This window comes from Pseudomonas sp. RIT288, assembly GCF_000631985.1.
Lineage (GTDB): Bacteria > Pseudomonadota > Gammaproteobacteria > Pseudomonadales > Pseudomonadaceae > Aquipseudomonas.
This window is the reverse complement of sequence record NZ_JFYN01000001.1, coordinates 72,027-95,766: the sequence shown is the minus strand read 5'-3', so window position 1 is coordinate 95,766 and position 23,740 is coordinate 72,027. Positions and strand designations below refer to the sequence as shown.

Below are 23,740 nucleotides of genomic sequence, written 5' to 3'. Positions count from 1 at the left end.
TGAAAACGTAGAGAATGCCATGTCCGACCACGATATTTTGAGCGACGCCGAGCGTGAAGCGCTCAGTGCTGTAATGCTCGAACCCGATCTGCCGCCGCAGCGTGTACTGATCGTCGATGACGACAAGGACGCCCGGGAGCTTTTGTCGGAGATACTCGCGTTGGATGGCATTCGTTGCATGACCGCCGCCAGCGGTGAAACCGCGCTGAAGATGCTCGACGAAAAACCCTCGATCGGGCTGGTGATCACTGATTTGCGCATGGGCAATGTCGGTGGGCTGGATTTGATTCGGCAGGTACGTGAGTCGGAGCGGGCGGCATTGCCGATCATCATTGTCTCGGGCGACGCGGATGTGAAGGACGCCATTGCGGCGATGCACCTGAGCGTGGTGGATTTTCTGCTCAAGCCGATTGATACGGCGAAGCTGCTGGGCCTGGTCAAACACGAATTGGGCATTGAGCCCTGACTTTTTGAAGATCAAGAGATCGCAGCCTTCGGCAGCTCCTACTTGAGATCAAGAGATCGCAGCCTTCGGCAGCTCCTACATGAGATCATCTGTAGGAGCTGCCGAAGGCTGCGATCTTTTGATTTTGCTTTCCAAAGAAAAAGCCCTGATCTCTCGACCAGGGCTTTTTCACATCAGCGCAAATTTACAGGCCGTTGGCCTTCTTGAACTCGCGACGACGACGGTGCAACACCGGCTCGGTGTAGCCGTTCGGCTGTTTGGTGCCTTCGATCACCAGTTCGACCGCTGCCTGGAAGGCGATGTTGCTGTCGAAGTTCGGTGCCAGCGGACGGTACAGCGGGTCGTTGGCGTTCTGCCGGTCGACCACCGGCGCCATGCGCTTGAGGCTTTCCATCACTTGCGCCTCGGTGACGATACCGTGGCGCAGCCAGTTGGCGATGTGCTGGCTGGAGATCCGCAGCGTCGCACGGTCTTCCATCAGGCCGATGTCATTGATGTCCGGCACTTTCGAACAACCCACGCCCTGGTCGATCCAGCGCACCACGTAACCGAGAATGCCCTGGGCGTTGTTGTCCAGCTCGTTCTTGATCTGCTCCGGCGTCCAGCTTGGGTTGACCGCCAGCGGAATGGTCAGGATGTCGTCCACCGAAGCACGGGCACGCTTGGCCAGTTCAGCCTGACGAGGGAACACGTCGACCTTGTGGTAGTGCAGCGCGTGCAGCGCAGCGGCGGTCGGCGACGGTACCCAGGCGGTGTTCGCACCTGCGAGCGGGTGAGCGATTTTCTGTTCGAGCATCGCCGCCATCAGGTCGGGCATCGCCCACATGCCTTTACCGATCTGCGCACGACCTTGCAGGCCGGTGCTCAGGCCGATATCGACGTTCCAGTTCTCGTAGGCGCCGATCCACTTCTCGGCCTTCATGTCGGCCTTGCGCACCATCGGGCCGGCTTCCATGGAGGTGTGGATTTCGTCGCCGGTACGGTCGAGGAAACCGGTGTTGATGAACACCACGCGCTCGCTGGCGGCCTTGATGCAGGCCTTGAGGTTGACCGTGGTGCGGCGCTCCTCGTCCATGATCCCGACTTTCAGCGTGTTGCGTTTCAGACCCAGCACGTCTTCGATGCGGCCGAACAGCTCGTTGGTGAACGCCGCTTCTTCCGGGCCGTGCATCTTCGGTTTGACGATGTAGACCGAGCCGGTGCGAGTGTTCTTGCGCGAAGTGTTGCCGTTGAGGTTGTGCATCGCCGCCAGGCACGTCAACAGACCGTCGAGGATCCCTTCCGGCACTTCGTTGCCGTGTTTGTCGAGGATCGCGTCGATGGTCATCAGGTGACCGACGTTACGCACGAACAACAGCGAGCGACCGTGCAGGGTCAGTTCACTGCCATCGACCCTGGTGTAGGTGCGATCCGGGTTCATGGTGCGGGTGAAGGTCTGGCCGCCCTTGGCGACTTCTTCGGACAGGTCGCCCTTCATCAGGCCGAGCCAGTTGCGGTAGATCACCACTTTGTCGTCGGCATCGACGGCAGCCACGGAGTCTTCACAGTCCATGATGGTGGTCAGTGCCGCTTCCATCAGGATGTCTTTGACGCCGGCGGCATCGGTCTGGCCGACCGGGGTGCTGGCGTCGATCTGGATTTCGAAATGCAGGCCGTGGTTCTTCAGCAGAATCGCGATCGGCGCGTCTGCCGGGCCCTGGAAGCCGATCAGCTGAGCGTCGTTGCGCAAGCCGGTGTTGCTGCCGCCCTTGAGGGTGACCAGCAGTTTGCCGTCAACGATCTTGTAACCGGTGGAATCGACATGGGAGCCGGCCGCCAGTGGCGCCGCCTCGTCGAGGAACGCACGGGCGAAGGCGATGACTTTGTCGCCACGCACCTTGTTGTAGCCTTTGCCTTTTTCCGCGCCACCGTCTTCGCTGATCGCGTCGGTGCCGTACAGGGCGTCGTACAGCGAACCCCAGCGGGCGTTCGAGGCATTGAGGGCGAAGCGGGCGTTCATCACCGGCACCACGAGTTGCGGGCCGGCGGTACGGGCGATTTCATCATCGACGTTTTGCGTCGTTGCCTGGAAATCAGCCGCTTCTGGCAGCAGATAACCGATTTCTTGCAGGAAGGCTTTGTAGGCTACGGCGTCGTGCGCCTGACCAGCACGCTCCTGGTGCCAGGCATCAAGACGAGCCTGGAATTCATCGCGTTTGGCGAGTAGGGCTTTGTTCTTCGGCGCCAGGTCATGAATGACCTTGTCGGCGCCTTCCCAGAATTTTTCGGCGGTGAGGCCGGTACCGGGAATGGCTTCGTTGTTCACGAAGTCGAACAGGACTTTGGCGACCTGCAGGCCACCGACTTGAACGTGTTCAGTCATTGCTTGCCTCACTCTGCTCAGCTATTTCGCTTTTCAGCTCTTCAATTTGACAATGAAGCCTCTGGCCATTTAAACCACAAACCTTCCGACCAGTACATGCCATTGCTGGCGGCTGGGCTGGGACCAATCAACGGCTTGGGGGCCTTGCTGACGGGGCTTTCAGGGTTGCGACGTGCCTTGGGCAGACATCGATCCAGCGTTATGTAGTGCGCGCCGAGGCATACTACATGATGCGTTGCGCTTGTGAAAATCAGACTAATAACGTCGTTCTGCGACCTCATGACGCATTGCGGTCACGTCGCGGAACGGGATGTTCTCAAAAAACCATCGGATTGTTCCAGTTAAATATAAAAAGTTGTACACATAAGTGCTGTGCAGCTTCCATTCAGTGTCGATGAGCCTGCTTTTGTGGCAGGGAGCTTGCTCCCGCTCGGGTGTGAAGCATCCGCGAAAGATATTACTGACTGAAGAGGGCATCCTGCGGCCGCCAGCGGGAGCAGGCTCCCTCGCCACAGGTGTTGTTCACTTGAGCATGGCGGCTGAATGTCGGTGCTTGCCTATACTTGCCTTTCTATAACAAAAATCATGACAAGAGGGCGCGCCATGGACCATCTCGTACTCACTGTGTTTGCTCCGGACAAGCCCGGGCAGGTCGAGCGCATCGCCCAATGCATCGCCGAGCACGGCGGCAACTGGCTGGAAAGCCGCATGTCACGGATGGCCGGGCAGTTCGCCGGAATTCTGCGGGTGGGCGTACCGGCGGAGGCTTACGACGAATTAGTCGATTCCCTACAAGCGCTGTCGGAACAGGGCATTCGCGTGCTGATCGCCGAGAGTGGCATTGAGCAGTCCTGCACCTGGAAACCGATCGCCATGGAGCTGGTGGGCAATGACCGCCCGGGCATCGTGCGCGACATCACCCGCTTGCTCAGCGAGCAGGGGGTGAACCTCGAACGGCTGGTGACCGAAGTGCGGCCGGCGCCGATGAGCAGCGAGCCGTTGTTTCACGCCGAAGCGATTCTGGCGGTGCCGCTGACCCTGTCGCTGGATGTGCTGCAGTCGCGCCTGGAAACCCTGGCGGATGATCTGATGGTCGAACTGGTGTTAAGCACAGACCTTTAAGCGCCGTCGGGGTTATCCAGTTTTAACGTGCACCTGCCTGTGGATAACCTGTAGAGACCGGGCGCAACGCCACGTCGGCCATGGCTTGCAGCCAACTGATCAAAAAACCGCCAACATTCAGTGACTTGCACACAAACGGCGGGGATCACGCTGTGGATAACCTTGGGAAGGAACGTTGCAGGCCACGAGAACCGTGGCCTGCGAAGCTTTGTGCGTTTTTTGATCAGTTGCGCCGACGCAAACTGATCACCGCATCGACGCTGTAAACGGCCAGACCGGCCCAGATGAAGATGAACGCGATCAGCGTGCTCGACGACAAGTGCTCACCGAACAGCAGCACCGCCTGTAGCAGCACCAGCGTAGGCGCCGTGTACTGGAGGAAACCGATAGTGGTGTAGGGCAGATGACGGGTAGCGGCGTTGAAGCACACCAGCGGCACCAGCGTCACCGGGCCGGCCGCCACCAGCCACCAGGCTTGCGAGGTGGTCCAGAACTCCGGTTGTGCGCTGGTGGCGGTCTGATTGAACAGCAGCCAGGCCACGGCGATCGGCACCAGCATCCAGGTCTCCACCACCAGCCCCGGCAAGGCCTTGACCGGCGCTTGTTTGCGGATCAAGCCGTAAAAGCCGAAGGTCAGCGCCAGCACCAGCGACACCCACGGCAGACTGCCGACCTGCCACACCTGCTGCGCCACGCCAACGGCCGCCAGCCCCACGGCGATCCACTGCATGCGCCGCAGGCGTTCGCCGAGAATCAGCATCCCCAACAGCACGTTGACCAGCGGGTTGATGTAGTAACCGAGGCTCGCTTCGAGCATGCGCCCGTTGTTCACCGACCACACGTAGGTCAGCCAGTTGGCCGCGATCAGGGTGCCGCTCAGGGCCAGGATCGCCAGACGCTTGGGGTTGTCGAGCAACTCGCGCAACCAGCCCGGGTGCTTCCACACCATCAGCAACAGCGCGCCGAACAGCGCCGACCACAACACGCGGTGAATGATGATCTCGACAGCGGGGACTTCGGCGATGGCTTTGAAGTAGATCGGGAACAGGCCCCAGATAATGTAGGCACTCAGGCCCAGAATGTACCCGCGACGCGGGTTGGCGGCTTGCATGCAGAATCCTTGCTTAGGCAGCTGACAAAGCAGGGATTGTAAGGAGATTTGTCTCGGAATGCCTGAGCTGATTGGTCAGAAAAGTGTGAACACCAGAACCCTGTAGGAGTGAGCCTGCTCGCGATAGCGGTCTGACATTCAACATTTACGTCGACTGATAAAACGCTATCGCGAGCGGGCTCACTCCTACAGAGGCGGTGGTGAATCAGAAGAGTTTCAGGGGTTCTTCATTCAGCGCTGACAGTTGCTCACGCAAGGCCAGCACCTGATCGCCCCAATACCGTTCCGTACCGAACCACGGAAAACTGTGCGGGAACGCCGGGTCGTCCCAGCGCCGCGCCAGCCAGGCACTGTAGTGCATCAGGCGCAGGGCGCGCAGCGGTTCGATCAGCGCCAGTTCACGGGGATCGAAGTCGTGGAATTCGTTGTAGCCGTCCATCAGCTCCGACAGTTGGCCGAGGCATTCCTGACGGTCGCCGGCGAGCATCATCCAGATGTCCTGCACGGCCGGACCCATGCGGCAGTCGTCGAGGTCGACGATGTGAAACATTTCATCGCGGCACATCATGTTGCCGGGGTGGCAGTCGCCATGCATGCGGATGTTCTGGTGCGGCGTGGCGGCGTAGACGTCTTCGACCCGCTTGAGCAGGTCGCGGGCCACTGACTCGTAGGCCGGCAGCAAGCTCTTGGGGATGAAGTTGCCTTCAAGCAACGTCGCCAGCGAGGCATGGCCGAAGTTCTGCACGCCCAGTGCTTCACGGTGTTCGAACGGTTTGGTCGCACCGACCGCATGAATGCGCCCGAGCAACTGACCGAGGCGATACAACTGATCGAGATTGCCCGGCTCCGGCGCACGGCCGCCGCGACGCGGAAACAGGGTGAAACGGAAACCGGCGTGTTCGTGCAGGGTCTGGCCGTTGTGAATCAGCGGCGCCACCACGGGAATCTCGACGTCGGCCAGTTCGAAGGTGAACTGGTGTTCTTCGAGGATGGCTTCGTTGGTCCAGCGTTGCGGACGGTAGAACTTGGCGATCAGCGGTTCGGAGTCTTCGATGCCGACCTGATAGACGCGGTTCTCATAGCTGTTGAGCGCGAGAATGCGCGCATCACTGAGAAACCCGATGCTTTCGACGGCATCGAGCACGAGATCGGGGGTGAGGGTTTCAAACGGGTGGGCCATGCTGACTCCTGCGCGCAGCAGGCTGCCGCGTCCGGCCCAGCATGGTAGCGCAGATGGCAGCGGGGTAGTTGGTTGGTGTCGGGTTGGACTTCTTCGCGAGCAGGCTCGCTCCCACATTTGGAATGCAATCTTCTGTGGGAGCGAGCCTGCTCGCGAAAGCGATTTATCAGGCGCCGACGACGCCGCCATCCTCGCGGGTAATCGCCATCACCGAAGACCGTGGCTTGCCATTCGGCAGATGCTCGGGGAAGGTCGAACCACCGTTCTCGCCCGGATGCTGGATCCCGACAAACAGGGTTTTCTGATCCGGCGAGAAGCTGATCCCGGTGACTTCGCAACCAATCGGCCCGACCATGAACCGGCGAATCTCACCGGTCTTGGGATCGGCACAGAGCATCTGGTTGTTACCCATTCCGGCAAAGTCGCCGGCGTTGCTTGAGTCGCCGTCAGTCAGAATCCACAAGCGCCCGGCCTTGTCGAAGCCCAAACCGTCCGGGCTGTTGAACATATTCTGCGGGGTGATGTTCGACGAACCACCCTTCGGCGTGCCGGCATGTACACCCGGATTGCCGGCGACCACAAACAGATCCCAGGCGAAGGTTTTCGCCGCATGATCGTCGCGGTCAGTGCGCCAGCGCAGGATCTGCCCGTAGACGTTCTTCGCGCGCGGGTTCGGCCCGCCCACCGGCTGCCCGTCTTCGCCGCGCTTGGCGTTGTTGGTCAGGGTGCAATAAACCTGGCCGTCCTTCGGGCTGACCACGATCCATTCGGGGCGGTCCATGCGCGTGGCGCCGACCACACTGGCGGCGAGGCGTGCGTGGATCAGTACTTCGGCCTGATCGGCGAAACCGCTGCTGGCGTCGATGCCGTTCTTGCCGTGAGTCAGTTCGATCCACTGGCCCTGGCCTTTCGGGTGATCAGGGTTGCCGTCACCGGCGTCGAACTTGGCCACATACAGCGTGCCGTGGTCGAGGATGTCGCGGTTGGCTTTCGCATTGCGATGGTTGATGCGGTCGCGGCTGACGAACTTGTAGATGAACTCGCCGCGTTCGTCGTCGCCCATGTACACCACGGCGCGACCGTCATCGGTCTCGGCCAGCGCGGCGTTTTCATGCTTGAAGCGACCGAGTGCGGTGCGCTTGACCGGGGTCGATTGCGGATCGAACGGATCGATCTCGACCACCCAGCCGTGACGGTTGAGTTCGTTGGGGTTCTTGGCCATGTCGAAACGCGGGTCGAACGGGTGCCAGTTGATCTCGCGACTGGCGGCCGACACGCCGTAGCGCTTTTGCGCCGGGTCGAACTGCTGCTGAGCGTTGCTGCTGCCGAAGCAGTCGGTAAAGTTTTCTTCGCAGGTCAGGTAAGTGCCCCACGGCGTCTTGCCGTTGGCGCAGTTCTGGAAGGTGCCAAGGACTTTTTTGCCGTGCTTGTCGGCGGCAGTCTTCATCAGTTCGTGACCGGCCGCCGGGCCGCTGATGCGCAGCGGCGAGTTGCCGTGAATGCGGCGGTTGTAACGCGAGCCCTGAACGAACTGCCACTGACCGTTCCTGCGCTGCACTTCGATCACCGACACGCCTTCGCAGGCCAGTGCCTTGCGCACGTCTTCGGCCGATTGCGGCATGCCGCCGTGCGGGTAGAGGTAGCGGTAGTTGGTGTATTCGTTGTTGATCGCCATCAAGGCACGGTTTCTGTCGTCGGGGAATTCGAACAGGCTCATGCCGTCGTTGTTGTCGCCGAACTGCACTTCCTGAGCGGCGGCGGTGCCATTGCCGCTCGGGTCGAACGCCGGGCCGTTCTTGTGCAAGGGCTGACCCCAACTGATCAGCACCGAAGACTTGTAGCCCTTGGGCAGGCTGATGACGTCGGTGGTCGCGGCGGGAATGCTCTCGAAACCGAGCAGGCGGCTGTTGCCGGCGCTGATGCCGGTGGCCAGCGCGCTGCGGCTGAGCAGGTTCCCGCCGAGGAACATGGCAGCGCCGCACAGCGCACCGGCGCTGATGAAACCGCGACGGCTGAGGCCGACCATCTTTTCCAGGTCAGTCGATTGGTTTTCTTCTAATAGGCTCACATCAGGCTCCCTGCTTGGTTTTGGCAGCCACCTTAATGAGCGTCGATTACGCTTTCGTTGCAGCGCCTGATTACAGCTGCGTGCCGATCAGCACATTGGACGGCGAGAACTGCACCTGCACCGATTGCTCGACACTCAGCCCGCGTGTGCGAAGCAGCAGCGGCTCAGCCAAAGCGCAGAGCGTCTGGCCGTTGGGCAGGGCGATGCGCACTTCGCTGGGGCCGTCCTCGGCATCGAGAATGGTTTCGATGGTGCCTTGCAGAAGATTGTGTCCAGATGTTGCGGCTTGATTCGGAGCCATCAGTTCAAGCCAGCCTGCTTTGATCAGTGCCACCACTTCGGTGCCCGGCTGCAGTTCCAGGTGCACGGTGCTGTCGTGGGTGATCTGCGCGTTGATCCACAGGCCTTCGGCCAGTTCGAGGCGGATCAGGTCATTGCGGCCCTGACTTTCGATGGTCACGACTTTGCCGTGCAGTTGATTGCGCGCGCTGGTTCTGAGCATCAATCGCCCGAGCAGATCCAGATCGCTGGCGTCTTCAGCGGCCTCCAGCACCTGCGCCTGCAGGGCTTGCAGCTTCTGATACAGACGCAACACCCGTTCGCCTTCGCTGGACAATCTGGCACCGCCGCCGCCCTTGCCGCCGACCGCACGTTCCACCAGCGGTTTCTGCGCCAGGTTGTTCAGCTCATCAATCGCATCCCATGCCGCTTTGTAACTCAGCCCGGCGCTTTTCGCGGCACGGGTGATCGAACCCTGTTCGGCAATGTGTTGCAGCAGGGCGATGCGCTGCGGACGGCGAACGATGTGCTGGGAGAGCAGGGTGGGCAGGGACATGGATGGGGGCTTTTTCACGGTGGCGGTGGGAAGTGAAGTTGGCGGCTTGGGACGCATCAGTCAAGCCAAACACTGTTTCCTGTAGGAGTGAGCCTGCTCGCGATCGCGGTGGAACCGTCAGCATCAATGTTGGTAGTGAAGGCGCCATCGCGAGCAGGCTCACTCCTACAAGGGTGGCGATTTCAGCTTCCGGGCTTCGGTGTGCGTGCGAGGCAGTACACGTCGACCCTGGCGGCCCCTGCATCCCGCAGCAATCGCGCCAGTGCATGGGCCGTGGCGCCGGTGGTCAGCACGTCATCGATCAACGCGAAGTGTCGACCTTTCACTTCAGCGTCAGGGACCAAAGCGAAGGCGTTACGCAGATTGCGCTTGCGCGCCTTGGCGTCGAGATCCTGTTGGGCGCTGGTGTCGTGGATCCGCCGAAGAGCCTGTTCCTCAAAAGGCAGATCCAGCTTTTGGCTCAACCATCGCGCCAGCATCGCCGCCTGATTGAACCCGCGCTGGCGCAGACGTTTGCTCGCCAGTGGCACCGGCAGTAACACGTCGGGTCTCGGCAAACCTTCATCGAAGCGATGTTGCAGGTATTGTCCGGCAACGTCGGCGAGCAAGTGGCCAAACGGCCATTTCGCGTTGTGTTTAAAACGCGTAATCAAACTGTCCAGCGGGAAGTCATAGCGCCACGGCGCTACCACCTGTTCGAACGCTGGCGGCTCCAGCAGGCACCCGCCGCAGGTCAGGCCAGCGCTGGACAGCGGCAAGGCGCAGGTCTGGCAGTGGTCGCCGAGCCAGGGCAGATCGGTTTCGCAGGCGACGCAAATTGGCAATTCTGCTTCTGCGGGTTCATCGCACAGCAAGCAGGTTTGTACGTTTTTTAAACAGATGTAAACCTGTTGTTCGTATCGTGGTTGACAGTGCATGACTCTTCCTTAAATATGCCGAACATCCGTGTCGCGCCTGTGGGAATTCCGTTCCCGCAGTCGCCAGCCAAGCATAACCAAGGAACTGCCCATGAGCGCCAGCACCTCTGCCACCCTGCGTCACGACTGGTCTTTAGCCGAAGTCAAAGCGCTCTTCGTACAGCCATTCAACGACTTGCTGTTCCAGGCGCAGACGGTGCACCGCGCACATTTCAACGCCAACCGCGTGCAGGTTTCCACGCTGCTGTCGATCAAGACCGGTGCCTGCCCGGAAGACTGCAAATACTGTCCGCAGTCCGGTCACTACAACACCGGCCTGGAAAAAGAAAAGCTGATGGAAGTGCAGAAAGTGCTCGAAGAGGCTGCCCGCGCCAAAGCCATCGGCTCGACCCGTTTCTGCATGGGGGCTGCGTGGAAGCACCCGTCGGCCAAAGACATGCCGTATGTGCTGAAGATGGTCGAAGGCGTGAAAGCCATGGGCCTGGAAACCTGCATGACCCTCGGTCGTCTCGATCAGGAGCAGACCGAGGCGCTGGCCAAGGCTGGTCTCGATTACTACAACCACAACCTCGACACCTCGCCCGAGTTCTACGGCAGCATCATCACCACCCGCACTTACAGCGAGCGCCTGCAGACGCTGGCCTACGTGCGTGAGTCGGGGATGAAGATCTGCTCCGGCGGCATCCTCGGCATGGGCGAGTCGCTGGACGACCGCGCCAACCTGCTGATCCAGCTGGCCAACCTGCCGGAGCATCCGGAGTCGGTGCCGATCAACATGCTGGTGAAAGTCGCCGGCACGCCGCTGGAAAACGCCGAAGACATCGACCCGTTCGACTTCATCCGCATGCTCGCTGTCGCGCGGATCCTCATGCCGCAATCCCACGTGCGCCTGTCCGCCGGTCGCGAGGCTATGAACGAGCAGATGCAGGCGTTGGCGTTCTTCGCCGGTGCCAACTCGATTTTCTACGGCGACAAACTGCTGACCACCGCCAACCCGCAGGCCGACAAGGACATGCAACTGTTCGCGCGCCTGGGCATTCAACCGGAAGCGCGCGAAGAGCATTCCGATGAAGTGCATCAGGCTGCGATCGAGCAGGCGCTGGTGGAGCAGAAGAGCAGCGAGCAGTTCTATAACGCTGCGGTCTGATCACTTTACGGATTCCATGTAGGAGCTGCCGCAGGCTGCGATCTTTTGATCTTGTCTTTAAAAAACAACATCAAAAGATCGCAGCCTTCGGCAGCTCCTACACAGTCATTTTTCAGATGTGAGGCCTGCATGTCTTTCGATCTCGCCGCACGCCTTGCTGCCCGCCGTGCCGAAAATCTCTACCGCCAGCGTCCGTTGCTCGAGTCCCCGCAGGGGCCTGAAGTGGTGGTTGACGGCCAGCCGTTGCTGGCGTTCTGCAACAATGACTACCTGGGGCTGGCCAATCACCCGCAGGTGATCGAAGCCTGGCGCGCCGGTGCCGAGCGCTGGGGCGTCGGTGGCGGAGCGTCGCATCTGGTGATCGGTCACAGCGGCCCGCATCACGCACTGGAAGAAGCCCTCGCCGATCTCACCGGCCGGCCACGTGCGTTGCTGTTCACCACCGGTTACATGGCCAATCTTGGCGCGGTCACGGCGCTGGTCGGGCAGGGCGATACGGTGCTGGAAGATCGCCTTAACCACGCGTCGTTGCTCGATGCTGGTCTGTTGTCCGGCGCGCGTTTCAATCGTTATCTGCACAACGACGCCGACAGCCTGGCCAAGCGCCTGCAGAAGGCTACCGGCAACACGCTGGTGGTCACCGATGGCGTGTTCAGCATGGATGGCGATCTCGCCGATCTGCCGGCGCTGGCCCGCGAGGCCAAGGCCAAGGGCGCGTGGCTGATGGTCGACGATGCGCATGGCTTCGGCCCGCTCGGCGTCAATGGCGGCGGGATCGTCGAGCACTTCGGCTTGAGTCAGGACGATGTACCGGTGCTGGTCGGCACCCTCGGCAAGGCATTCGGCACCGCCGGTGCTTTCGTCGCCGGCAGTGAAGAGCTGATCGAAAGCCTGATCCAGTTCGCCCGGCCTTACATCTACACCACCAGCCAGCCGCCGGCGCTGGCCTGTGCGACGTTGAAAAGTCTGGAGTTGCTGCGCACGGAACATTGGCGTCGTGAACATTTGCAGACGCTGATCCGCCAGTTCCGCCACGGCGCCGAGCAGATCGGTCTGCAACTGATGGACAGCTTCACCCCGATCCAGCCGATCCTGATCGGTGATGCCGGTCGCGCCGTGCGCCTGTCGCAGATGCTGCGCGAACGCGGCTTGATGGTCACGGCAATCCGTCCGCCTACCGTCCCGGCAGGAAGCGCACGCCTGCGCGTGACCCTGACTGCCGCCCACAGCGAGGCGCAGGTGCAGCTATTGTTAGAAGGACTGGCCGATTGCTTTGCCCAACTGCCGCCGGAGCCAAGCCATGCGTGATCGCCTGATTCTGCTGCCCGGCTGGGGCCTCGGTGTTTCGCCGCTGGAGCCTCTGGCCGCGGCATTGCAGGGGCTCGACGAACATCTGCATGTCGAGATCGAGCCGCTGCCGGAGTTGGACTCCAGCGACCTGCAGGACTGGCTCGATGAAATCGATGAACGTATTCCTCGGGACGTTTGGCTGGGCGGTTGGTCGCTTGGCGGCATGCTTGCCTCCGAGTTGGCGGCGCGGCGTGGAGAACACTGCTGCGGGCTGCTGACGCTGGCGAGCAACCCTTCGTTTGTCGCCCATGAGCAATGGCCGAGTGCGATGCCGGGCGAGACGTTCGATGCATTTCTCGCCGGCTGCCAGGCCGACCCGCGACTAACCCTCAAACGTTTCTCGCTGTTGTGTGCCCAGGGCGCGCAAGACCCACGCGGCATGTCGCGACTGCTGCTCGGCGGTGCGCCGAATGTGGCACCCGAGACCTTGATGGCCGGGCTGGAATTGCTCGCACAACTCGATACCCGCGAAGCGTTGCAGGCGTTTCGCGGTCCGCAGTTGCACCTGTTCGCCGGGCAGGACGGTTTAGTGCCTGCGGAAGCGGCGGGGGCGTTGTTCGCCCTGTTGCCGGATATCGAAATTGGTCTGATCGAACAGGCCAGTCATGCGTTTCTTCTGGAAGACCCCCATGGCGTGGCGGGTGCGATCCAGGCTTTTCTACACGAGTGCGGTGATGACTGATTTGTCTCTTGTTGCGCTGCCTGGCGGCTTGCCTGACAAGCGCCAGGTCGCAGCCTCTTTCTCCCGTGCGGCGGCCAGCTACGACAGCGTTGCCGAGTTGCAGCGCGACGTCGGCTCACAGTTGCTGCAGCGTTTGCCGGCGAGTTTTCTGCCGTCACGTTGGCTGGACCTGGGCTGCGGCACTGGCTATTTCACTCGCGCATTGGCCGAGCGATTTGCCGAGGGTCAGGGGCTGGCGCTGGATATCGCCGAGGGCATGCTCAATCACGCACGACCATTGGGTGGCGCGCAGCATTTCATCGCTGGCGATGCGGAGCGTCTGCCGTTGCAGGACTCGACGTGCGAGCTGATCTTCTCCAGCCTCGCCGTGCAGTGGTGCGCGGACTTCGAATCGGTGCTCGGCGAAGCCTTTCGCGTGCTCAAGCCGGGCGGGATTTTCGCGTTTGCTAGTCTTTGTGTCGGGACGTTGTACGAATTGCGCGACAGTTGGCGCCATGTCGATGGTCTGGTGCACGTCAATCGATTCCGTGAGTTCTCCCGGTATGAGCAGTTGTGTGCCAAAAGTGGCTTTCGTACGGTGAGTCTGCAGAATCAGGCGCATGTGCTGCACTACCCGGATGTGCGCAGCCTGACCCACGAACTCAAGGCGCTCGGCGCGCACAATCTGAACCCCGGACGGCCGGGTGGCTTGACCGGACGCGCGCGGATTATTGGCCTGGTCGAGGCTTACGAGCAGTTCCGTCAGGCACAGGGATTGCCGGCGACTTACCAGGTTGTCTACGCCGTTTTGGAGAAACCCTTATGAGCGCAGCCTATTTCATCACCGGGACTGACACCGATGTCGGCAAGACCACCGTGGCTGCCGGGTTACTGCATGCTGCGCGCTCGGCCGGGCTGAGTACGGCGGCGGGCAAACCCGTGGCGTCGGGTTGCGAGGTAACGCCCAAGGGTTTGCGTAATGCCGATGCGCTGGCGCTGCTGGCCGAATGTTCGGTGCCGTTGACTTATCAGCAGGTCAATCCGGTGGCATTCGAGCCGGCCATCGCGCCGCATCTGGCAGCACGTGAGGCCGGTGTCGCGCTGACTGTGCAATCGTTGCTGGCGCCGATGCGCGAAATTCTGGCGCGCAATGCCGATTTCACTTTGATCGAGGGGGCCGGTGGCTGGCGGGTGCCGTTGGCGGATCAGGACAATCTGTCGGATCTGGCTATCGCGTTGAAGCTGCCGGTGATTCTGGTGGTGGGCGTACGGCTGGGCTGCATCAGTCATGCCTTGCTGACGGCCGAGGCGATTGCCCGCGATGGCCTGCAACTGGCCGGTTGGGTGGCGAATATCATTGATCCGAAAACCTCGCGTCTGGAAGAGAATCTGGCGACGCTGGCCGAGCGGCTTCCAGCGCCGTGTCTGGGACGCGTGCCGAAATTGAAGTCGCTGAGTGCCGAGGCAGTGGCTGATCATCTGCAGCTGGATTTGCTCGACTAATGTTTTTGGCTATGACAGGGCACTGTGCCATCAGTATTTTTGACGGGTGTTTTTCTGGCGCCTCTGCTTCAATGGCAACCATTGATCCTTCCCAAGGATGAGAACTCCCATGGAAATCTCCGGTAACACAGCTTTTTATGCGGGTTTGAGCACGATTCAGACCGGTCAGAACCGTGTCGATCAGGCGGCCAGCCAGATCGCCAACAATACCATCGAGCGTTCGGTTACCAGTCAGTCTTCCGAGGCGCAGGTCGATCGTCTGCGCGGTATCGACCGCAGTCAGCAAATGGATCCGGGCAGCGCCATGGCCGAAATGGCCCAGGGCAAGTTTCAGGTAGAGCTGGGCACCAAGGTCGCCAAGGCTTCCGATGAAATGCTCGGTACGATCATCGATACGTTTGCCTGATTTTTTGCGTCTCCTGCCTGTTGAACGCCGCGCTTAGTCGCGGCGTTTTTCGTTGTAAGTCCTTCACCCTCAACTAATCTTTTTTCATTCCCCGTGGCGCTTTGCAGTCCATGGTGGTTTGCCGTGTCCGGCATTGGAAAAAAGTCATGACGAACGGCAAAAGATCGATGCTTGACAAGATTTCGGCGTAAACGTATGTTTCAAACAACTGTTTGACCGTCACAACAAATCAACACGGTCGTTCATTCCCGGTTACATCAGCAGAGGTTTATCGCTATGCCTGACTACAAGGCCCCCTTGCGTGATATTCGCTTCGTTCGTGACGAACTGCTCGGCTACGAAGCGCACTATCAGAGCCTTCCAGCTTGCTCCGAAGCAACGCCGGACATGGTTGACGCCATTCTCGAAGAAGGCGCCAAGTTTTGTGAGCAGGTACTGGCACCGCTGAACCGCGTGGGCGACCTCGAAGGCTGCACCTGGAGCGAGTCCGGGGTGAAGACCCCGACGGGCTTCAAAGAAGCCTACAAGCAATTCGTCGAAGGCGGCTGGCCAAGCCTGGCGCACGACGTCGAGCACGGCGGTCAAGGCCTGCCAGAGTCGCTGGGGCTGGCCGTCAGCGAAATGGTCGGTGAAGCCAACTGGTCGTGGGGCATGTACCCGGGCCTGTCGCACGGCGCAATGAACACCATCTCCGAGCACGGCACACCAGAGCAGCAAGAAGCCTATTTGACCAAACTGGTTTCCGGCGAGTGGACCGGCACCATGTGCCTGACCGAACCGCACTGCGGCACCGACCTGGGCATGCTGCGCACCAAAGCCGAACCTCAGGCTGATGGTTCCTACAAAGTCTCCGGTACCAAGATCTTCATCTCGGCCGGCGAACACGACATGGCCGACAACATCGTCCACATCGTACTGGCCCGCCTGCCGGATGCACCGGCTGGCACCAAAGGCATTTCCCTGTTCATCGTTCCAAAATTCCTGCCGAACGCCGATGGCACCATCGGTGCGCGTAACGCAGTGAGCTGCGGTTCGCTGGAACACAAGATGGGCATCCACGGCAACGCCACTTGCGTGATGAACTTCGACGGCGCCACCGGTTTCCTGATCGGCCCGGCGAACAAAGGCCTGAACTGCATGTTCACCTTCATGAACACCGCACGTCTGGGTACCGCGCTGCAAGGTCTGGCCCACGCCGAAATCGGCTTCCAGGGTGGCCTGAAATACGCTCGTGATCGTCTGCAAATGCGTTCCCTGACTGGCCCGAAAGCGCCGGACAAGGCGGCTGACCCGATCATCGTGCACCCTGACGTACGTCGCATGCTGCTGACCATGAAGGCATTCGCCGAAGGCAACCGCGCGATGGTGTACTTCACCGCCAAACAGGTCGACATCGTCAAATACGGCGTCGACGAAGAAGAGAAGAAGAAGGCCGACGCACTGCTGGCGTTCATGACGCCAATCGCCAAGGCGTTCATGACCGAAGTCGGTTTCGAAGCCGCCAACCACGGCGTGCAGATCTACGGCGGCCACGGCTTCATCGCCGAGTGGGGCATGGAGCAGAACGTTCGCGACAGCCGCATTTCGATGCTGTACGAAGGCACCACCGGTATTCAGGCACTCGACCTGCTGGGCCGTAAAGTGCTGATGACTCAAGGCGAGGCTCTGAAAGGCTTCACCAAGATCGTCCACAAGTTCTGCCAGAACAACGAAGGCAACGAAGCCGTCAAAGAGTTCGTTGCACCGCTGGCTGCACTGAACAAAGAGTGGGGCGAGTTGACCATGAAGGTCGGTATGGCGGCCATGAAAGATCGCGAAGAAGTTGGCGCGGCCTCCGTGGATTACCTGATGTACTCCGGTTACGCCTGCCTGGCCTACTTCTGGGCCGACATGGCACGTCTGGCCGCCGAGAAGCTGGCAGAAGGCACCGGCGACGCGGCGTTCTATAACGCCAAGCTGCAAACCGCGCGCTTCTACTTCCAGCGCATCCTGCCACGTACCCGTACCCACGTGGCCACCATGCTGTCGGGCGCCAACAACCTGATGGACATGAAAGAAGAAGACTTCGCACTGGGCTACTAAGCCCCGACGCGGTCTGACGAAAACCGTTGCTCCCTCGGGGGCAGCGGTTTTTTTGTTTCTGAATCGCTCAGCAACCCGGGTTTTCTGCCGTTAAAGAGACTGCATGTGATCTGGATCACATTGTGTGTGCTTAACTGGCCACATTGCAGGCACAATGCCATCTCTTTGATATGACGGGTCGGAGCTTTACCCTTGCCGCGTTCTTCCGCTGTACGTTTCAGTCATTTCCTACCTTCACTGCTGTTGTTGCTCGCGGGGTTGGCGGCTGCGTACGTCAAAGACCTCAGCGTTTTCTTCACTTCGCTGTTCAACGTTCTGCCGACCCTGGTGCTGCTCTTGGGCGGTGCTTACTGTGCGGTTTATCGACGTCAACGCGAGCTGTTTCTGATGCTCACGGTGTACATCGCCTACTTTTTGCTCGACACCCAGACCGACTATTACCGCGACAATGGCAAAGTGCGCGAGGACGCTGCGGTGGTGTTCCATCTGGTCTGTCTGCTGTTGCCGTTGTTGTTCGGGCTGTTCGCCGCGTGGCAGGAGCGTACCCATCTGTTCCAGGACATGGTCGCGCGTTTCGCCGTGTTGCTGGCCTTCGGCAGTGTCGCCCTCGGCCTTGAACAGAGTTATCCGCAGGCGCTGCTGATGTGGCTCTCGGAAATCCGCTGGCCGGCGCTGCACGGCGCCTGGATGAGCCTGATCCAGATGTCCTATCCGGTGTTCCTCTCGGCATTTCTGCTGCTGGCCTGGCAGTACTGGCGCAACCCGCGCCCGCTGCATGCAGCACAACTGGTCGGCCTGCTCGGGGTGTTCTGGATGCTGCCGAAAACCTTCATCCTGCCGTTCACCCTGAACATCATGTGCAGTCAGGTGATGCTGATGATTGCCGCCGCCGTGGCGCATGAAGCCTACCAAATGGCCTTCCGTGATGAACTCACCGGTCTGCCAGGGCGTCGCGCGCTCAATGAGCGGATGCAGCGCCTGGGCCGCAACTATGTGTTGGCGATGAGCGACGTCGATCACTTCAAGAAATTCAACGACACCCACGGTCACGACGTCGGTGACCAAGTGCTGCGGCTGGTCGCCAGCAAACTCTCGAAAATCAGCGGTGGTGGTAGGGCGTATCGCTTTGGGGGTGAAGAATTCGCCTTGGTGTTTGCGGGCAAAACCCTCGAGGAGTGCATGCCGCACCTGGAGGTGATTCGCGAGTCGATTGCCTCCTACAACATCCAGTTGCGCAATCAGGAGAGCCGTCCGCAGGACGATCAGCAAGGTCGTCAGCGTCGTAGCGGCAGCGGTGCTTCCAGTGTTTCGGTCACGGTCAGTATCGGCGTCGCCGAGCGCGTCGAACAGCGCACCCCGGAAGAAGTCCTCAAGTCCGCCGACCAGGCGTTGTACAGCGCCAAGGGCGCCGGGCGTAACTGCGTCATGGCGTTCGGACAGAACCGTCGCGGCGCGGTGCGCATGGACAGCGCTGCTGGCTGACTCAAGCCACACGTCATCACTCAAAAGCCCGCTGATTGCGGGTTTTGTTTTATCACTGAAGGTCGGTGACCAAAAATAACAAATCAGTCACCGGTTGACCCTATGTGTCGCAAAAGTTGTTGAGGTACACTCGGCCTCAACGAAAACACTCTTCCACGAATCACCTGTTTAGATCTTGCGAGGTTTGCCATGGCTGACTACAAAGCGCCGCTGCGCGATATGCGCTTCGTCCTCAATGAAGTATTCGAAGTCGCCAAACTCTGGGCCGAGCTGCCGGCCTTGGCCGAGACTGTCGATGCGGAAACCGTAGAAGCCATTCTCGAAGAAGCCGGCAAGGTCACCAGCAAAAGCATTGCCCCCCTGAGCCGCGCCGCCGACGAAGAAGGCTGCCACTGGAAGGACGGCGCCGTCAGCACCCCGGCCGGTTTCCCACAGGCCTATCAGACTTACGCTGAAGGCGGCTGGGTCGGTGTCGGTGGCGATCCGGCCTACGGCGGCATGGGCATGCCCAAGGCTGTTTCGGCTCAAGTAGAAGAGATGGTCAACTCCGCCAGCCTGTCGTTCGGTCTGTATCCGATGCTGACCGCCGGCGCCTGCCTGTCGATCAACGCGCATGCCAGCGAAGAGCTGAAGGCCGCCTACCTGCCGAACATGTACGCCGGCATCTGGGCCGGTTCCATGTGCCTGACCGAGCCGCACGCCGGCACCGACCTGGGCATCATCCGCACCAAGGCCGAACCGCAGGCCGACGGCTCCTACAAGGTCAGCGGCACCAAGATTTTCATCACCGGCGGTGAGCACGACCTGACCGAGAACATCATTCATCTGGTGCTGGCGAAACTGCCGGATGCCCCGGCCGGCCCGAAAGGCATCTCGCTGTTCCTGGTGCCGAAGTTCATGGTCAATGCCGATGGAAGCCTGGGCGCACGCAACCCGGCCAACTGCGGTTCGATCGAACACAAGATGGGCATCCAGGCGTCCGCGACCTGCGTGATGAACTTCGACGAAGCCGTGGGTTACCTGGTCGGCGAGCCGAACAAGGGCTTGGCGGCAATGTTCACCATGATGAACTACGAGCGTCTGGGCGTCGGCATTCAAGGCCTGGCCAGCGGTGAGCGTTCCTATCAGAACGCCGTCGAATATGCGCGCGATCGTCTGCAGAGCCGTTCGCCGACCGGCGCGCAGAACAAGGACAAGGTTGCCGACCCGATCATCGTTCACCCGGACGTGCGTCGCATGCTGCTGACCATGAAAGCCTCGAACGAGGGCGGTCGCGCCTTCTCCACTTACGTGGCGATGCAACTCGACACCGCCAAGTTCAGCGAAGACGCGACCACTCGCAAGCGCGCAGAAGATCTGGTCGCGTTGCTGACCCCGGTGGCCAAGGCATTCCTCACCGATCTGGGTCTGGAAACCACCGTCCACGGCCAGCAGATTTTCGGCGGACACGGCTACATCCGCGAGTGGGGCCAGGAGCAGCTGGTGCGTGACGTGCGCATCACCCAGATTTATGAAGGCACCAACGGCATTCAGGCGCTGGACCTGGTCGGGCGCAAGATCGTCGGCAGCGGCGGCGCGTTCTACAAGCTGTTCGCTGACGAGATCCGCCACTTCACCGCGACTGCCAGCGCCGATCTCGGCGAATTCACCAAGCCGCTGAACGATGCCGTCAGCACCCTTGACGAGCTGACTGCGTGGCTGCTGGATCGAGCCAAAACCAATCCGAACGAAATCGGCGCCGCCTCGGTTGAATATTTGCAGGCTTTCGGCTACACCGCTTATGCCTACATGTGGGCATTGATGGCGAAAGCCGCACTGGGCAAAGAAGCGCAGGACGATTTCTACGCCAGCAAGCTGGGCACCGCGCGCTTCTATTTCGCCCGTCTGCTGCCGCGTATCCACTCGCTGAGCGCGTCGGTGAAGGCGGGTAGCGAGTCGCTGTTCCTGCTGAATGCTGAACAGTTCTGATGATGTAACGTCATGTAAGCATTCTCTTACATGACGTGCTGCTGTTCTCCCATAGGCGAAGATTGGATCCACAGCTAATCTACAACTCATGGACGTCGCGCAGGAAGCGCAAAGCAACAACACGGACACGTAGGATTCTGCCAGGGTGGCGGATTGAAATGGATGTCAGGGAAACAGTCTGCAAAGCCCCGCTTCGGCGGGGTTTTCTTTTGCCTGAAGAAAAGTTTTCAGGCCAGCGGATCCAGTGGTGGCGCGGCTTTGAGTGGTTTGTCCTCGCGCTGAATCACTTCTTCCAGCAACGTGCGCAGCAACGCCAAAGACGCCTGCTGACGCTGCACGTCGCGGCACACCAGCCCAACCTTCAGCGGCACCCGTGGTTCGCTCAACGGCTTCCACAGCAGATCCTGCTCGTCGTATTCCCTCTGTGAGCGTCCGGGCAGCACCGTCGCCAGTCTGGTGTGCGGCAGACTGTCGAGAATCCCCAGCATATTGTTCAGCTCGGCCTGCACTTGCGGGCGCCGACCCAGGCTGGTCAGTTGCGCCTGCCAGATCTGCCGGATCTGAAACTCTTCGCCCAGCAGCAACATCGGCAATTCCGCTGCCTGCCGCATCGAGACCTTCTTGAATTCACGCAGTGGGTGATCCGCCGGGATGACCAGCGTAAGTTCGTCCTCGTACAGCATCACGCCATGCAGCCCCGGTTGGCGCGGCGGCAAGTAGCTGATGCCGATGTCCAGCGAGCCGTTAAGTAAACGGCGCTCGATCTCCAGCCCCGTCAGTTCATAGATTTGCACCACAAGGTGCGGCTGCGCCTTGCGCACCCGTTCGAGCATTTGCGGCACGAGGCTGGTGTGCACGGTTTGCAGTACGCCGATCGCCAGCGTGCGCAAGGCCTGCCCCTTGAAGTTGCCCAGCGCTTCCCGCGCCCGCTGCAAACCGTCGAGCAGCGGCACGGCGTGGTTGTACAGCGTGTGCGCGGCAAGGGTTGGCAACAGGCGTTTGCTGCTGCGTTCGAACAGCGTGACGTCGAGGTTCTGTTCGAGCTGACGAATCTGCTGCGACAGCGCCGGTTGCGAGATCGACAGGCGTTCGGCTGCCCGGCCGACATGGCCCTCTTCGTAGACCGCGACGAAATAACGCAGTTGTTTGAAATCCATAAGGAATACTTATCGAAAATGCTGGTAAATCGAAATGGCCCGAAGCCGTCAGTGAGCCTAGTCTAACCGCAATCACAAGGCTTACAGGGCCAGAAAGCGCGATGAATAGCGTTTGCTTCGACAGTGTTTGCATAGGCGGTTCAAAAAACCTCAAGCGAGGTTTTTTGCAATGAATCTGTTCAGTTTGCGGCGCCAGGCGCCGAGTCTTGATGATCTCGCTTTCGAGCCCGGTCCACCTGCTGCTGGCGACAGTCTAGACACCGAGCGACTGATGCCCAGCGTCGAGCGACCGCCGCAGGTGTTCGTGCGTGGCCAGGGCTCCTGGTTGTGGGACTGCAACGACCGCGCTTATCTCGACTTCTCCCAGGCCGGCGGCGCCAACAGCCTCGGTCACAGCCCTTCGGCACTGGTCAAAGCCATCGCCAGCCAGGCTCAGGCGCTGATCAATCCTGGTTTCAATCTGCACAACCGCGGCATGCTCAGCCTTGCCGAACGTCTGTGCGCCAGCACCACCAGCGATCAGGCTTACTTGCTCAACAGCGGCAGCGAGGCCTGTGAGGCAGCGATCAAACTGGCACGCAAATGGGGCCAGCTGCATCGTGGCGGCGCCTCGCGGATCATTGTTGCCAGACAAGGCTGTCACGGCCGTAGTCTGGCGACGATTTCCGCGTCGGACAGTTGCAACCTGCACAACCGTTTCGCGCCGTTGCTGCCGGGTTTTGATCGAGTGCCGTTCAACGATTTGCCGGCGCTGCATGCCGCCGTCGATGCGCAAACCGTGGCGATCATGCTTGAGCCGATCCAGAGTGATGCCGGGGTGATTCCGGCTACCGAGCATTACCTCAAGGGCGTCGAGCGTCTGTGCCGCGAGCTGGGCATTCTGCTGATCCTCGACGAGGTTCAGACCGGTATCGGTCGCTGCGGCACTTTGCTCGCGGAACAGTCCTACGGCGTGCGCGCCGATATCGTCGTGCTCGGCAAGGGCCTCGGTGGTGGCGTTCCTCTGGCGGCGTTATTGGCCCGAGGCAAAGCCTGCTGCTTTGATGCCGGTGAGCTGGGCGGCACTCATCACGGTAACGCGCTGATGACTGCAGCCGGTCTGGTGGTGCTCGATAGCGTGCAGGATCGGGCATTTCTGCAGCAGGTCAAAGAACACGGCCAGCACCTGCGTGAGGGACTCGCTCGACTGGCGCACCGTTACGGCCATGGCGAGTTGCGTGGTCAAGGGCTGTTTTGGGGACTGAGTTTGTCAGAGGACTCCGCCAATGCCGTAGTCAATGCCGCCTTGCACGAAGGCCTGCTGCTCAACGCGCCGCAAGCCAACTGCCTGCGTTTCACCCCGGCACTCACCGTCAGCAAGGCCAACATTGACGAAATGCTCCTGCGCCTGGCCCGCGCCTTCTCGCGGGTGCGCACCGCGCAACTGCAATGCCGCAAAGGGATTGCCGTTTGAGTTGAAGTTTCCTACCCGATTTCAAGAACCGTCTCGCGGTATAACGCACGCCTCACGCCTGATTCTTTTGGCGTGGGGCGTTTTTTTGTATTCGATGATGGCTATCAAATGGCGTTTTTACTGAACCCTGACGAACGGCGCAGGTCGATTAGCTTGTATGGCTCATGTGAGCCAACCCCCATTCAGGAGCTGACCCATGGATTTCATTCGTATCATCATCGCCATTCTGTTGCCGCCACTGGGTGTGTTTCTGCAGGTCGGGTTCGGCGGGGCGTTCTGGCTGAACATTCTGTTGACCCTGTGCGGTTATATCCCGGGGATCGTGCATGCGGTGTACATCATCGCCAAGCGCTGAGTTCAGCGGCACCTGATAGATAGCTTTCGCGAGCAGGCTCGCTCCCACAGGGGATTTTGTGAACAACACAGATCCAGTGTGGGAGCGAGCCTGCTCGCGAATGGGACGACGCTAT

The 23,740-nt window shown here is 60.5% G+C and carries 20 protein-coding genes; 13 read left to right on the top strand and 7 right to left on the bottom strand.

Translation table 11 applies throughout. The features are described from left to right. The first annotated feature begins 19 nt into the window (after nucleotides 1-19). Nucleotides 20-466 carry a response regulator gene (locus BW33_RS00415; protein WP_047596467.1) on the top strand — a complete coding sequence of 149 codons (447 nt, stop codon included), beginning with the start codon at nucleotides 20-22 and terminating at the stop codon, nucleotides 464-466. 184 nt (nucleotides 467-650) lie between these two features. Here the strand turns inward: BW33_RS00415 and BW33_RS00410 are convergent, their stop codons facing one another. Continuing rightward, on the bottom strand, nucleotides 651-2,828 hold the full coding sequence (locus tag BW33_RS00410; protein WP_047596466.1) for a malate synthase G: 2,178 nt from the start codon (nucleotides 2,826-2,828) through the stop codon (nucleotides 651-653). Nucleotides 2,829-3,431: 603 nt separating this feature from the next. Here BW33_RS00410 and BW33_RS00405 point away from each other — a divergent pair. Next, a complete protein-coding gene (locus tag BW33_RS00405; protein ID WP_047596465.1) occupies nucleotides 3,432-3,950 on the top strand; it encodes a glycine cleavage system protein R in 519 nt (172 codons plus the stop codon). Between the two features lie 223 nt (nucleotides 3,951-4,173). Here the strand turns inward: BW33_RS00405 and rarD are convergent, their stop codons facing one another. The 5 genes from rarD to BW33_RS00380 form a co-directional block, all read right to left on the bottom strand. Beyond that, nucleotides 4,174-5,061, bottom strand: coding sequence for an EamA family transporter RarD (rarD, locus tag BW33_RS00400; RefSeq protein WP_047596463.1), 888 nt, complete (start codon nucleotides 5,059-5,061; stop codon nucleotides 4,174-4,176). A gap of 205 nt (nucleotides 5,062-5,266) precedes the next feature. Further along, on the bottom strand, nucleotides 5,267-6,241 hold the full coding sequence (locus tag BW33_RS00395; RefSeq protein ID WP_027610685.1) for a serine/threonine protein kinase: 975 nt from the start codon (nucleotides 6,239-6,241) through the stop codon (nucleotides 5,267-5,269). A 166-nt stretch (nucleotides 6,242-6,407) separates the two neighbouring features. Then, entirely contained in the window at nucleotides 6,408-8,309 is a 1,902-nt protein-coding gene (locus BW33_RS00390) for a PhoX family protein (RefSeq protein ID WP_047596461.1), read from the bottom strand. A gap of 70 nt (nucleotides 8,310-8,379) precedes the next feature. Continuing rightward, on the bottom strand, nucleotides 8,380-9,144 hold the full coding sequence (locus BW33_RS00385; RefSeq protein WP_047596460.1) for a TOBE domain-containing protein: 765 nt from the start codon (nucleotides 9,142-9,144) through the stop codon (nucleotides 8,380-8,382). A gap of 182 nt (nucleotides 9,145-9,326) precedes the next feature. Further along, a complete protein-coding gene (locus BW33_RS00380) occupies nucleotides 9,327-10,061 on the bottom strand; it encodes a ComF family protein (protein ID WP_047596459.1) in 735 nt (244 codons plus the stop codon). A gap of 91 nt (nucleotides 10,062-10,152) precedes the next feature. Here BW33_RS00380 and bioB point away from each other — a divergent pair, with 91 nt between their 5' ends. The 9 genes from bioB (at nucleotide 10,153) to BW33_RS00335 (ending at nucleotide 20,660) form a co-directional block, all read left to right on the top strand. Then, nucleotides 10,153-11,208 carry a biotin synthase BioB gene (gene bioB, locus BW33_RS00375; protein ID WP_047596458.1) on the top strand — a complete coding sequence of 352 codons (1,056 nt, stop codon included), beginning with the start codon at nucleotides 10,153-10,155 and terminating at the stop codon, nucleotides 11,206-11,208. 129 nt (nucleotides 11,209-11,337) lie between these two features. Further along, the gene (bioF, locus tag BW33_RS00370; protein ID WP_047596457.1) at nucleotides 11,338-12,516 is read left to right on the top strand and encodes an 8-amino-7-oxononanoate synthase; all 1,179 of its coding nucleotides are present in this window, start codon (nucleotides 11,338-11,340) and stop codon (nucleotides 12,514-12,516) included. Then, nucleotides 12,509-13,240: an alpha/beta fold hydrolase gene (locus BW33_RS00365; protein ID WP_047596456.1), complete on the top strand. Its 732-nt coding sequence runs from the start codon at nucleotides 12,509-12,511 to the stop codon at nucleotides 13,238-13,240. Before bioF ends, BW33_RS00365 begins: the two co-directional genes overlap by 8 nt. Then, on the top strand, nucleotides 13,233-14,045 hold the full coding sequence (gene bioC, locus BW33_RS00360; RefSeq protein ID WP_047596455.1) for a malonyl-ACP O-methyltransferase BioC: 813 nt from the start codon (nucleotides 13,233-13,235) through the stop codon (nucleotides 14,043-14,045). Before BW33_RS00365 ends, bioC begins: the two co-directional genes overlap by 8 nt. Then, complete coding sequence (bioD, locus tag BW33_RS00355) at nucleotides 14,042-14,722, top strand: dethiobiotin synthase (RefSeq protein ID WP_047596454.1); 681 nt, start codon at nucleotides 14,042-14,044, stop codon at nucleotides 14,720-14,722. Before bioC ends, bioD begins: the two co-directional genes overlap by 4 nt. A gap of 109 nt (nucleotides 14,723-14,831) precedes the next feature. Further along, nucleotides 14,832-15,128, top strand: a complete 297-nt coding sequence (locus BW33_RS00350) for a hypothetical protein (protein ID WP_003228898.1) — start codon at nucleotides 14,832-14,834, stop codon at nucleotides 15,126-15,128. Between the two features lie 276 nt (nucleotides 15,129-15,404). Beyond that, nucleotides 15,405-17,210 carry a phenylacyl-CoA dehydrogenase gene (locus BW33_RS00345; protein WP_047596453.1) on the top strand — a complete coding sequence of 602 codons (1,806 nt, stop codon included), beginning with the start codon at nucleotides 15,405-15,407 and terminating at the stop codon, nucleotides 17,208-17,210. Between the two features lie 192 nt (nucleotides 17,211-17,402). Then, nucleotides 17,403-18,692, top strand: coding sequence for a GGDEF domain-containing protein (locus BW33_RS00340; RefSeq protein ID WP_047596452.1), 1,290 nt, complete (start codon nucleotides 17,403-17,405; stop codon nucleotides 18,690-18,692). Between the two features lie 189 nt (nucleotides 18,693-18,881). Then, a complete protein-coding gene (locus BW33_RS00335; RefSeq protein ID WP_027610696.1) occupies nucleotides 18,882-20,660 on the top strand; it encodes an acyl-CoA dehydrogenase C-terminal domain-containing protein in 1,779 nt (592 codons plus the stop codon). Between the two features lie 227 nt (nucleotides 20,661-20,887). Here the strand turns inward: BW33_RS00335 and BW33_RS00330 are convergent, their stop codons facing one another. Beyond that, nucleotides 20,888-21,817: a LysR family transcriptional regulator gene (locus tag BW33_RS00330; RefSeq protein ID WP_047596451.1), complete on the bottom strand. Its 930-nt coding sequence runs from the start codon at nucleotides 21,815-21,817 to the stop codon at nucleotides 20,888-20,890. 169 nt (nucleotides 21,818-21,986) lie between these two features. Between BW33_RS00330 and BW33_RS00325 the strand changes: the two genes are divergently transcribed. Continuing rightward, on the top strand, nucleotides 21,987-23,270 hold the full coding sequence (locus BW33_RS00325) for an aspartate aminotransferase family protein (protein ID WP_047596450.1): 1,284 nt from the start codon (nucleotides 21,987-21,989) through the stop codon (nucleotides 23,268-23,270). A 196-nt stretch (nucleotides 23,271-23,466) separates the two neighbouring features. Beyond that, a complete protein-coding gene (locus BW33_RS28130) occupies nucleotides 23,467-23,625 on the top strand; it encodes a YqaE/Pmp3 family membrane protein (protein ID WP_003228885.1) in 159 nt (52 codons plus the stop codon). Nucleotides 23,626-23,740 lie beyond the last annotated feature (115 nt).

What these genes read in the sequence shown, in the direction of transcription:
- BW33_RS00325 (WP_047596450.1), top strand. Translation starts at nt 21,987, where the DNA reads ATGAATCTGTTCAGTTTGCGGCGCCAGGCGCCGAGTCTTGATGATCTC.
- BW33_RS00415 (WP_047596467.1), top strand. Translation starts at nt 20, where the DNA reads ATGTCCGACCACGATATTTTGAGCGACGCCGAGCGTGAAGCGCTCAGT.
- bioC (WP_047596455.1), top strand. Translation starts at nt 13,233, where the DNA reads ATGACTGATTTGTCTCTTGTTGCGCTGCCTGGCGGCTTGCCTGACAAG.
- BW33_RS28130 (WP_003228885.1), top strand. Translation starts at nt 23,467, where the DNA reads ATGGATTTCATTCGTATCATCATCGCCATTCTGTTGCCGCCACTGGGT.
- BW33_RS00385 (WP_047596460.1), bottom strand. Translation starts at nt 9,144, where the DNA reads ATGTCCCTGCCCACCCTGCTCTCCCAGCACATCGTTCGCCGTCCGCAG.
- BW33_RS00405 (WP_047596465.1), top strand. Translation starts at nt 3,432, where the DNA reads ATGGACCATCTCGTACTCACTGTGTTTGCTCCGGACAAGCCCGGGCAG.
- BW33_RS00350 (WP_003228898.1), top strand. Translation starts at nt 14,832, where the DNA reads ATGGAAATCTCCGGTAACACAGCTTTTTATGCGGGTTTGAGCACGATT.
- BW33_RS00345 (WP_047596453.1), top strand. Translation starts at nt 15,405, where the DNA reads ATGCCTGACTACAAGGCCCCCTTGCGTGATATTCGCTTCGTTCGTGAC.
- bioB (WP_047596458.1), top strand. Translation starts at nt 10,153, where the DNA reads ATGAGCGCCAGCACCTCTGCCACCCTGCGTCACGACTGGTCTTTAGCC.
- BW33_RS00395 (WP_027610685.1), bottom strand. Translation starts at nt 6,241, where the DNA reads ATGGCCCACCCGTTTGAAACCCTCACCCCCGATCTCGTGCTCGATGCC.
- bioF (WP_047596457.1), top strand. Translation starts at nt 11,338, where the DNA reads ATGTCTTTCGATCTCGCCGCACGCCTTGCTGCCCGCCGTGCCGAAAAT.
- BW33_RS00380 (WP_047596459.1), bottom strand. Translation starts at nt 10,061, where the DNA reads ATGCACTGTCAACCACGATACGAACAACAGGTTTACATCTGTTTAAAA.
- BW33_RS00335 (WP_027610696.1), top strand. Translation starts at nt 18,882, where the DNA reads ATGGCTGACTACAAAGCGCCGCTGCGCGATATGCGCTTCGTCCTCAAT.
- rarD (WP_047596463.1), bottom strand. Translation starts at nt 5,061, where the DNA reads ATGCAAGCCGCCAACCCGCGTCGCGGGTACATTCTGGGCCTGAGTGCC.
- BW33_RS00410 (WP_047596466.1), bottom strand. Translation starts at nt 2,828, where the DNA reads ATGACTGAACACGTTCAAGTCGGTGGCCTGCAGGTCGCCAAAGTCCTG.
- bioD (WP_047596454.1), top strand. Translation starts at nt 14,042, where the DNA reads ATGAGCGCAGCCTATTTCATCACCGGGACTGACACCGATGTCGGCAAG.
- BW33_RS00330 (WP_047596451.1), bottom strand. Translation starts at nt 21,817, where the DNA reads ATGGATTTCAAACAACTGCGTTATTTCGTCGCGGTCTACGAAGAGGGC.
- BW33_RS00365 (WP_047596456.1), top strand. Translation starts at nt 12,509, where the DNA reads ATGCGTGATCGCCTGATTCTGCTGCCCGGCTGGGGCCTCGGTGTTTCG.